The sequence below is a fragment of the Hydrogenophaga aromaticivorans genome (assembly GCF_013387465.1).
GTDB classification, from domain to species: Bacteria; Pseudomonadota; Gammaproteobacteria; order Burkholderiales; family Burkholderiaceae_C; genus Hydrogenophaga; species Hydrogenophaga aromaticivorans.
The window spans coordinates 1-7,640 of record NZ_VYGV01000019.1; the positions used below are offsets into that span (position 1 = coordinate 1).

7 protein-coding genes are annotated in these 7,640 nt (G+C 68.3%); 3 read left to right on the forward strand and 4 right to left on the reverse strand.

Annotation, left to right across the window (positions count from 1 at the left end; translation table 11 throughout):
• From F3K02_RS21115 to F3K02_RS21125, 3 genes are all read right to left on the reverse strand, one after another.
• A partial coding sequence (locus tag F3K02_RS21115; RefSeq protein WP_484496846.1) for a thiaminase II/PqqC family protein occupies positions 1-184 on the reverse strand: 184 nt, incomplete at its 3' end.
• A gap of 103 nt (positions 185-287) precedes the next feature.
• A complete protein-coding gene (locus F3K02_RS21120) occupies positions 288-1,298 on the reverse strand; it encodes a porin (protein WP_177137609.1) in 1,011 nt (336 codons plus the stop codon).
• A 79-nt stretch (positions 1,299-1,377) separates the two neighbouring features.
• Complete coding sequence (locus F3K02_RS21125; RefSeq protein WP_177137610.1) at positions 1,378-2,907, reverse strand: hypothetical protein; 1,530 nt, start codon at positions 2,905-2,907, stop codon at positions 1,378-1,380.
• A 798-nt stretch (positions 2,908-3,705) separates the two neighbouring features.
• Between F3K02_RS21125 and F3K02_RS21130 the strand changes: the two genes are divergently transcribed.
• The 3 genes from F3K02_RS21130 to F3K02_RS21140 are packed head-to-tail and all read left to right on the forward strand — an operon-like array spanning position 3,706 to position 6,569.
• The gene (locus F3K02_RS21130) at positions 3,706-5,178 is read left to right on the forward strand and encodes a gamma-glutamyltransferase family protein (RefSeq protein ID WP_177137611.1); all 1,473 of its coding nucleotides are present in this window, start codon (positions 3,706-3,708) and stop codon (positions 5,176-5,178) included.
• Positions 5,179-5,205: 27 nt separating this feature from the next.
• A complete protein-coding gene (locus F3K02_RS21135; protein WP_177137612.1) occupies positions 5,206-5,826 on the forward strand; it encodes a glutathione S-transferase family protein in 621 nt (206 codons plus the stop codon).
• Between the two features lie 35 nt (positions 5,827-5,861).
• Positions 5,862-6,569: a GntR family transcriptional regulator gene (locus F3K02_RS21140; RefSeq protein ID WP_177137613.1), complete on the forward strand. Its 708-nt coding sequence runs from the start codon at positions 5,862-5,864 to the stop codon at positions 6,567-6,569.
• Positions 6,570-6,789: 220 nt separating this feature from the next.
• On the opposite strand, the gene F3K02_RS21145 is transcribed toward F3K02_RS21140, so the two are convergent.
• Positions 6,790-7,608 (reverse strand): sulfite exporter TauE/SafE family protein, encoded by an 819-nt coding sequence (locus tag F3K02_RS21145; RefSeq protein ID WP_177137614.1) that lies wholly within the window; start codon positions 7,606-7,608, stop codon positions 6,790-6,792.
• Positions 7,609-7,640: the final 32 nt, after the last annotated feature.

Here is a 7,640-nt window from a genome sequence, read left to right on the forward strand (position 1 = left end):
AGGCCAGGTAGTCGGCGAAGGGGCCGACGTAGTGGTAGTGGTTCTCGGCCCAGCGTGCGAGGTGTTCGCGGCTGAGGCTGCCTTCGGCCCAGGCCAGGCTGAAGGGGGATTTGTTGGCGCTCTTGCCTTTGATGGCGTTCTCCAGGGCAGTGCGCAGTTCGTCTCGGTTCATCGGCGTGCTCATGAGGGGCTCCTTGATGGGGGTGGCGCCACTTCGGCGCCAGGGGATGGGTTGGGAGGCGAGAAGCACCGCCGCAGGCGGCGCTTCTCGCCGGGTCAGCGTCGGATCAGAACTGGTGCAGCACGCCCACGGCCACGACGTTGCCGTCGGCATCGGCGGCACCGGGGACCTTGGTGGTGTTGGCCTGGAAGCCGCCGTACAGCTTGGTGCGCTTGGACATGGTGTAGAACGCGGCGATGCCGTAGCCGGTGCGCTCCACGTCGGCGACGCCAGGGGCGGTCACGTTGACGACCTTGCCGATGTAGTTGTCGGCGGGCGAGTAGCCGGTGATGCCACCCGAGGAACGGGCCACACCGCCGGAAATCATCCAGGCGGCGCCGACCGGCACGTTCACACCCAGTTGCCATTCCTTGGTGGCCTTCTCGCCGGCCGCCACGCGGCCGTAGCTGGCCAGCAGCTTGGCCACGCCCAGGTCGTAGGCGCCGTTGACGCGCGTGTACTTGATCGCTTCCGACGCGTCGGTGCCCTTTTCGTTCTGCAGTGCCACACCGGCGTACACCGGGCCGTTGGCATACTTCACGAACATGCTGGCCACGGAGCCTTCGCCGGCGTCACCCAGACCGTAGCTGACCGCGCCGCTGACGCCGCCGAAGGTGGGGGTTTCGTAGTAGAGGCCGTTGTTCGGGTTGTCCTTGTAGGAGCCGGTCAGCCACACGCCGCCGGCGTTGGGCGCGAACATCGAGTTCAGGGCGGCCTGGCTGGCGCCGGCGATTTCGTCGAAGGCACTCCAGGCCTTGCCGGCCTTGAACGCACCAAAGCCACCCGACAGGCCAACCCACGACTGGCGGCTGAAACCGTTGGTGGCGCCGGTGTTCATGGCAATGCCCTGCTCCAGCTGGAAGTTGGCCTTCAGGCCACCGCCCAGGTCTTCCGAGCCCTTGAAGCCGATGCGGCTTTCATAGATGCCGCTGCTGTTGACCTGGGTGGTGCGCTCGCCCGTGTCGGCGCTCTTGCGCGAGGCGATGTTCATGTCGGCGATGCCGTAGAGGGTGACGCTGGACTGTGCAAAGGCAGCGCCGGAGGCGAGCACGAGGGAAACTGCGACGATTTTTTTCATGAAAAACTCCATTTGAGGATTGAACAAACAAGACACTGCCGGACCCGCGGCTGCGGGCCCTGTGCAATCGACGGGAAAATCAGAAGAAGAGAACGGCGGCGACGGTGGACGCGGCCAGGCCGATGAGCACCGGTGGCGTCAGCACACGCACCAGATCGAGCACCGAGACGCGGGCGAAGCCGGCGACCGCGATCAGTGAAGACCAGGCGATCAGGGTGCCGCCGCCGGTCCAGATGGCGCCCATCTGGCCGATGGCCGCGAGCGTGGCGCCTTCCATGCCCGAGACCGGGGCCATGGCGCCGGCCAGTGCGCCGGTCAGCGGCAGGCCGGAGAAGCCCGAGCCGTCCACGCCGGTGATCATGCCGACGATCAGCAGACCGAAGGACACGAACAGCTTGCTGTGCGGCAACCAGTCCTGCGCACCACGCACCAGATCGAACAGCAGGCTGGGCGTCTGGTTGGCGGACATGCCGAGGATGGCCGCGGCGGTTTCGCTGTTACCGAGGAAGAAGAAGCCGGCGATCGGCAGCACCGAGCCCATGGCACGGAAGGCGAACACGAAGCCTTCGGTGATGTGGTTGGCGCTTTCTTCCAGCATGGCCTTCGGCCCGTGGTAGGCCAGGGTCGCGAGCAGCATCAGCAACGCTGCGGCACCACCGACCAGGGAGGCACCGGCCCCGCCCTTCAGGTCCTGCAGCGGGATGCCGAGCTTGGGCAGCGCCATGATGGTGATGATGACCAGGAACACCAGGGGCGTGAGCACGGCGAACACCTTGGACCACTTCTGGCGACTCTGGTCCACGCTGGCGATCTCGCGGCGCAGGTCCTGGCCGGTGACCGGCTGTTCGTCACGGCTGGTGCCCTTGGCGATCTCCACCTTGTGCGACGAGCCTTCGTGTTCGTATTCCGAACCGCCCTGCTGCCCCAGCGCCTGCCAGTTTTCCAGCAAGACCGGGTTGGCCACCTTGAACGTCTTGCGGTGGAAGACGAACACCAGGGTCAGCGCCACCAGACCGGTGATCACCGACAGCACCAGCGCACGGTCTGCGACCAATGCGGCCACGGCGTTGGCGGCCTTGGCACTGATGCCAGGGGCCACGCCGATCACGTAGTCGGACGACAGCGCCATGCCCTGACCGGCGATGGCGATGGCGGCCGCGCCCACCAGCGGCGGCAGACCAGCCGCGATGGCCGCCGGCAGCAGCACCGCACAGACCAGCGGCACCGCGGGCGTGGGCCAGAAGAACAGCGAGATCAGGTAGGTGACGGCGGCCAGGATCAGGTAGGACACGCCCCCGTTTTTCATCAGGATCCGGAACGGCCGGACCATCAGGATGTCGGACTTCAGCGCCTTGAGCGAGTTGAGCAGGGCGGTCATCAGGGCGATGACCAGGAAGATGTTGAACAACTCCTTGGCGGCCACGAAGCTGGCGCCGAAGACGCTGCCTACGGCATCCAGGGGGTTGCCGGTCCAGGCGAAGACCACCAGGAAGGTGGCAATGATCGAAGGCACGAGCACGTTGGCCCGGAACATCATGGTCACGATGATGCTGACCACGCCGATCAGGTACATCCAGTGCGCCGCTGTGAGGGTTACGGTTGAGTCCATGTCAAATATCTTGTGGGGTTGAACACCCGACTCGGAGTCGGGACTGGGTTGGCTAGAGACGACTGACGCAAATCACGGCCGGCTGTCACGCCAGCACCGTGCCTTCTGGTTGAACAATTCAGGCTGGCACTTCCCCCTGTGGAAGCAAGACGCGCCGTTCCGGGGTCTGACCGCCCGTTGCACCGCGGTGGCAACGGAAATCCGGACAACGGTTCGATTCGTGGTGCTGAATGGTATACAACATACCAAATCCATCTTCTTGGTGCTTACCCTGATTCCTTGGCCTCTTTTCCGGGCATTTTTTGAAGGCAAACTGCACTAATCAGGTGCATTTCGGGGCAATCTGCCGTTCTATTTTTCCTCTACGTATACAGTATGCATACACCATGCCAACCGGTATACCAATGCTCGGTGACGCTGCGCAAGGCCCGCCTGGCCTCGCACAGCGCACCTTCCGAACGGGAGACACCCCACAGCTGCATCGCTAGACCGGGTCAACATTTCAGAGGCCCCGCGGCGACCACCACCCCTGCCAGGTGAAGTCGCCCGATCCCTCATGGGCCGCTGCAGCCTGAACACCCGGATGGGCCATCGACCAGCGCGATCCGGGGTCACAACCGCTTCTGAGCACGCCCCGGGCCCGGCCTACCGGACCCCAAACCACCCGGATCGCCATTTTTTGACTTCTGTTGCGCCCAATCGGCATACTGTATACAATTAACATTCAGGATATGGGCGCCGGCGGCACCCATGCCCAGGGCCCGTGCCCTGCTCGGCCTACTGACAGGAATACCCGCGATGAAACCGATTTCCCAAGACAACCCCTGGGGCGTGGTGGGCAACAGCCGCATGGTGGCCACCGGTCACCCGCTGGCCGCCCAGGCGGCGGCTCGCATGCTGCGCGAAGGCGGCAGTGCGATCGACGCCGCGATCGCGGCGGACGCCGTGCTGGGCGTGGTCGAACCCATGGCCACCGGCATCGGCGGCGACGTGCTGGCGATGGTGGTTCCGCCCGGCGAGGCCCCGCTGAGCTACAACGGCACCGGCCGCGCGCCGGCCCAGTTTTCCCTCGATGCGCTGGACCGACTGCCCGGCCGGCGCATTCCCGAGCGGCACGTGTTCTCGGTCACGGTGCCCGGCGTGGTGCGTGGCTGGCACGACCTGCACAGCCGCTTTGGCCGCCTGCCTTGGCAGCGCCTGTTCCAGGCCGCGATCCAGGCCGCGCGCGGGGGCTTTCCCGTCGCACCCGTCGCGGCGCGCGAATGGGCGCTGTTCGAACCGGTGCTGCGCCTGGACCCCGTCAGCGCCGCCCTCTACCGGGCCGACGCCCTGCCCCGCGCCGGCGAGACCTTCGCCAACCCGGAACTGGCCGCGGTGCTGGAAGCCATTGCCAACGAAGGCCCCGACGCCTTCTACCTGGGCGCGCCCGCCGTGGCCGCCGAACGCGCCGTGCAGCAACGCGGCGGTGCGCTGGCGCAGGCGGACTTCGCCGGTCACAGCGGCCACTTCGCGCCCCCGGCCAGCGCCCGCTTCCGCGGTCTGACGGTGCTGGAATGCCCGCCCAACACCCACGGCATCGCCGTGCTGCACGCGCTGCAGGCCCTGGACGCGCTGTCGCTGGACCCGGCCGACCCGGCCACCACGGTCGCCATGGTCGAACACATGGGCCGCGCCATGCAGCACGCGAAAGAAACCGTGGCCGACCCCGCCGGCAACACGGTCTGCACCGTGGTGGTCGACGACAGCGGACTGGCCGTGACGCTGATGAGCAGCATCTTCAAACGCTTTGGCTCGGGCATCGCTGCGCCGGGCTGCGGCTTCGTGCTGCAGAACCGCGGCTTCGGCTTCTCGCAACCCGGCCACATCAACGGCCCCGGCCCGGGCAAACGCCCGTACCACACGGTGGTGCCGGCGGCGGTGCTGAAAGACGGCGCCTTCCACGCCGGCCTCGGCGTGGTCGGCGGCGCGATGCAGCCGCAAGGCCATGTGCAGTTGATCACCCGACTGGCGGCCTGGGGCCAACCGCTGCAGGCCGCGATCGATGCCCCGCGCTGGCGCCTGGAGGCCGACCGCGCCCTGGCGCTGGAAACGGGCATGCCACCCGAGGTGGCGGCCGCCCTGCGCGCCGCGGGTTACCACGAGCCACAAGGCCTGGGTGAACTCGGCGGGCGCAGCGACTTCGGCGGCGCCCAGGTGGTGCTGCGCGATCCGGCCGGCCGCCTCATCGGTGGTTCAGACCCACGCAAGGACGGCATGGCGCTGGCCGTCTGACCCCCCAATTCCCCAACGCACCTGACCATGACACTCAAAATCTACGGCGTGGCCGCTTCCCGGGCCATCCGCCCCCTGTGGGCGGCCGAAGAGCTCGGCATCCCCTACGAACACATTCCCGTTCACTACCAGGACACGGCGGCCCTGAACGCGCCGGCCTTCCGCGCCCTGAACCCCAACGGCACCGTGCCCGCGATCGACGACCACGGCCTGGTGCTGTTCGAGTCCCTGGCCATCACCCTGCACCTCGCGCGCACCCGTCCCGAGGGTGGGCTGTGGGCGGCGAGCGCCGCGGGTCCGTCGCAGATCCTGCAGTGGACGCTCTGGGCCGCGACCGAAATCGAACCGCTGGCGCGCCAGTGGTTTCACCACACCAGCTTCCTGCCGCCAGAACAGCGGCGACCGGAACTGGCCGAGGCCGCACGGGCCCAGCTGCAGACCCGCCTGCGGGTGCTGGACCAGCAGGTGGAAGAACAGCCCTATCTGCTGGCCGACGGCTTCACGGTGGCCGACCTGAACCTGGCCGCCGTGCTGCAGCGGCTGGCCGCGCTCGGCGGTGAGCATTTCCCCCACGCCACGGCCTGGCACCAGCGCTGCCTGGGCCGCCCCGCCGCGCAGCGCGCCATGGCCCTGCGCCAGCTTCAGTGAGGCCCCCGGTGCTGCCAACCCCCACCATTCAAGACATGGACCACCACACCCGCCGCCCCGCGCCACCGCATGGGCGCCGCCCGAACCCGACGACGGGTGCAGGCGCCACCGTGGGCGCCAGCCATTCGCCCCTGACCCTGCTGGTGGTGGAGAAGATGCGCGAGCGCATCCTGGACGGCAGCCTGCCGCCGGGCCACCGGCTGGTCGAGGGTCGCGTGTCGGCCGAATTCGACGTCTCGCGCATCCCGGTGCGCGAGGCCCTGCGCCACCTCGCCGCCGAGGGGCTGGTCACCATCGAACCGCGCCGCGGCGCGAGCGTCACCCGCTTCAGCGAGGAACAGGTGCTCGAACTGGTGGAAGTGCGGGGCAACCTGGAGGCGCTCAACGCCAAACTGGCGGCCCGCCACAAGGACCCCGAACAGATCGCGAAGATGCGCCGCATCCTCGAAGAAGGCAACCGCCTGGCCGATGCCAACGAGCTCGAGGCCCTGGCGCAGCTGAACCACGCGTTCCACGACGTGCTGAGCCAGGCCGCCGGCAACTCGGTGCTGCAGGACGTGATGCGCTCGCTGCGCGACCGCACCGTGCTGCTGTTCACCCCGTTCAACCGCCACCGCTGCCGGCAGAACTGGGAGGAACACGCCGCCATCCTGCGCGCCGTGCTCAACGCCGACCCCGAGCTGGCGGCCGTGCTTGCCCTGTGCCACGTGCAGAACGCGGCCAACCGCAGTGAGCTCGACTGACACCCCTGCCGCGCTGCGCGCGACCCCCTCAAGGGGGCGATGCGAGTGGCCCGGCGAAGCCGGTTCCACCGCATCCCCGGATCAAGACATTTCGCACCGGACGAGTGATCTGCGCTCAGAGGGGGAGCTGGCCCAAGGGCACCGCGGAACCGGCTTTGCCGGGCCGCCAGTGCCGCCCCCTTGAGGGGGTCGCGCGCAGCGCGGCAGGGGTGTTCCAGTCCTAGGCCACGACGGCCGAATGCAGCATCTTCAGGGCCAGCACGAACAGGAAGCCCGCGAACACGCGCTTGAGCGTGGCCACCGGCAGGCGCGAGGCCAGACGCGCGCCGACCGGCGCCATCAGCACGCTGGGCACCAGCACGCCGAGCAGGGCCGGCAGGTAGATGAAGCCCAGACTGCCCGGCGGCAGGCCGGTCACCGTGCGGCCACTGAAGAAGAACGCGACCGTGCCCACGATGGCGATCGGCAGGCCGATGGCGGCCGAGGTGCCGACCGCGCGGTGCATGTTGACGTTGCACCAGGTCATGAACGGCACCGAGAGGAAACCGCCGCCCGCACCCACCAGCTGCGACAGCGTGCTGATGGTCGCGCCCACCCCGATCAGGCCGGCGGTGCCCGGCAGGCTGCGGCTCGGTTTGGGCTTGGCGTTGAGGAACATCTGCACCGCGGAGTAGGTGACGAAGGCCGCGAAGATCAGCGCCAGGGTGGTGGTGCTCAGGTGCTTGGCCAGCAGGCCGCCGATCACCCCGCCGACCAGGATGCCCGGCGTGATGCCGCGCACGATGGACCAGTCCACATTGCCCTTGGCGTGGTGCGTGCGGGCGCTGGAGATGGAGGTGAACACGATGGTGGTGAGCGAGGTGCCCAGCGCGAGGTGCAGCAGGGTGCTGGAGGCGAAGCCCTGGGCCTCGAACAGCCAGGTCAGCAAGGGCACGTACAACATGCCGCCGCCGATGCCCAGCAGGCCGGCGGCGAAGCCCCCCGCGATGCCGAGAGCGAGGTAGGCGGGCAGCCAGGTCAGCAGTTCGGCGCTCAGCATGGGACACCGCCTTGCGTGGCGCGGACCGGCCC

What these genes read in the sequence shown, in the direction of transcription:
- F3K02_RS21120 (WP_177137609.1), bottom strand. Translation starts at nt 1,298, where the DNA reads ATGAAAAAAATCGTCGCAGTTTCCCTCGTGCTCGCCTCCGGCGCTGCC.
- F3K02_RS21125 (WP_177137610.1), bottom strand. Translation starts at nt 2,907, where the DNA reads ATGGACTCAACCGTAACCCTCACAGCGGCGCACTGGATGTACCTGATC.
- F3K02_RS21130 (WP_177137611.1), top strand. Translation starts at nt 3,706, where the DNA reads ATGAAACCGATTTCCCAAGACAACCCCTGGGGCGTGGTGGGCAACAGC.
- F3K02_RS21135 (WP_177137612.1), top strand. Translation starts at nt 5,206, where the DNA reads ATGACACTCAAAATCTACGGCGTGGCCGCTTCCCGGGCCATCCGCCCC.
- F3K02_RS21140 (WP_177137613.1), top strand. Translation starts at nt 5,862, where the DNA reads ATGGACCACCACACCCGCCGCCCCGCGCCACCGCATGGGCGCCGCCCG.
- F3K02_RS21145 (WP_177137614.1), bottom strand. Translation starts at nt 7,608, where the DNA reads ATGCTGAGCGCCGAACTGCTGACCTGGCTGCCCGCCTACCTCGCTCTC.